This is a genomic window from Pseudemcibacter sp. (assembly GCF_965661635.1).
Classification (GTDB): Bacteria; Pseudomonadota; Alphaproteobacteria; order Sphingomonadales; family Emcibacteraceae; genus Pseudemcibacter.
In genome coordinates this window covers 1-1,802 of the sequence record NZ_CBFIEP010000180.1, presented here as the reverse complement: position 1 = coordinate 1,802, position 1,802 = coordinate 1, and the positions used below count along the sequence as shown (strand labels likewise).

Genomic DNA, 1,802 nt, shown 5'->3' with positions numbered 1-1,802 from the left:
AAGAACTGCTAACCCTAATGCCAGCGTATTATAGGGCCGCTTTGTTTCATGAAATTGATTTTGATATTTATCTTCAACCATCATGCGTCCAACATGCCAATTTAAAGCGGCGGCTAACGCTTTACCTTCCAGCGCACCCTTTAAGGCTGCATCATAGTCAGCACATGTTATGAGTTCCGCTTCAGGATATTTATTTTTAATTTCATTCGATAAAGGGCCACGCTCTGGCGTGATTAAGGATGATGGCACTTCACCTTCCGCTATCATTCTAATTGATTTTGGGATAAACCACGCACCACCACTAACAATTATTGGTTTTGTAAATTGGTATTTTTCTTGTCGCTCGGGCGTCATACCAAGTGCAGCAACCGCGGCCACTTTTCCATTTTCCATATTTGGAATAAGCTCAGGTAATTTCGTCGCAATAAAATTATATTGAATATTGGACGCCGCAAAAATTTCTTTCAATCTCTCAATGATTAAACCTTGTGGTTTGCCGTCTTCTCTTTTGCTAAAGGGGGCGAAATCTGGATTATAAGCAACCTTAATCACGGGCATGTTGATCACCCAATTTCATTATAAGTTCATCCGTTGAATATAGATCCACGAACAATCGACCAAGCGCATTGAGCGCATTATTATGATCATCATCATTTGAAGCCGCATTCGCATCCGTCACCATAATGGTTTTATAATTCATCATCATCGCATCACGCGCCGAACATTCACAGCAAACATCAGTCAAAGTACCCGTGATAAATACAGTATCAATGTCCGCGCTTTTTAGTTGCGCATCAAGTCTACTCGCGCCCTGCATGAAGGCGCTATAACGGTTTTTTTCAATATGTAGATCTGACGGCTTGACGTCAAATTCTGACCATAGCTTATGTCCGTCTTTCCCTTTAACCAGATTTTCCATCATCGCTTTGCGTCGATCATCTGAAAACAAATTATTTAACACGGACCATTCTTGATAAGTATCCTCATCAAAGGTTGAAATAACCCAGACAACCTTTCCACTTGCTTTTCTGAGTGCGGATGCCAGCCTATTGATGTTAGGGACAATATCACGAGCAACGGGAACTTCGGCAGCCATACCGGGCTTCATAAAATAATTTTGCATATCAATAACCACGAGTGCCGCTTTAGAGGCATCTATATTTTCAAACGCAAAACGTCGTCCGCCTCTGCGATTTATGGCCGTCTTGATGGTTTCTTCGGTAATATTTGTTTTATGCATGTCGGTACGATATATCTTTCATATGAACATGAAAAGAAATAATTAAAAGTAGGTTGGAACTCAAAATGACAAATAAAAAATGGGATAACATTGGACCCGCAACCAAATCCGTCTGGGCCGGCGAAGAACAATCTTTTTTCGAAGGCGCCGCACAAGTCCCTGTTGTTAATAGTGTTTCCTATAGCCACGATGATGTTGATGAATGGTTAGATGTAGCCCTAGGGAAAAAAGAAGGACATATTTATAGCCGAAATACAAACCCCACCGTTAAAGTATTTGAAGAAAAAATGCGCGCCCTTGAAAATGCGGAGGCTGCCACAAGTTTTTCCAGCGGCATGGCAGCTATCAGCGGCATTTTATTCGCGCTTATGTCACCTGGAAAACGCATCGTTTCGGTGAAAGATACATATGGCGGCACAAGTTTTGTTTTTATGGATCATATGCCGCGCTTTAATGTGAATGTCACCATGTGTGAAACCCATGATCAAGATCAAATTGAAGCTGAAACCTTAAAAGGATGTGATCTGTTATATCTTGAAACACCAACCAACCCGACCATGAA

3 protein-coding genes are annotated in these 1,802 nt (G+C 41.4%); 1 reads left to right on the top strand and 2 read right to left on the bottom strand.

The window, feature by feature from the left end:
• A partial coding sequence (locus ACTF6W_RS11815) for a substrate-binding periplasmic protein (protein WP_438994751.1) occupies positions 1–558 on the bottom strand: 558 nt, incomplete at its 3' end.
• Positions 545–1,240 carry an isochorismatase family protein gene (locus ACTF6W_RS11810; RefSeq protein ID WP_438994750.1) on the bottom strand — a complete coding sequence of 232 codons (696 nt, stop codon included), beginning with the start codon at positions 1,238–1,240 and terminating at the stop codon, positions 545–547. The genes ACTF6W_RS11810 and ACTF6W_RS11815, both read right to left, overlap by 14 nt.
• Positions 1,241–1,305: 65 nt before the next feature.
• On the opposite strand from ACTF6W_RS11810, the gene ACTF6W_RS11805 reads away from it, so the two are divergent.
• A partial coding sequence (locus ACTF6W_RS11805) for a PLP-dependent transferase (RefSeq protein ID WP_438994749.1) occupies positions 1,306–1,802 on the top strand: 497 nt, incomplete at its 3' end.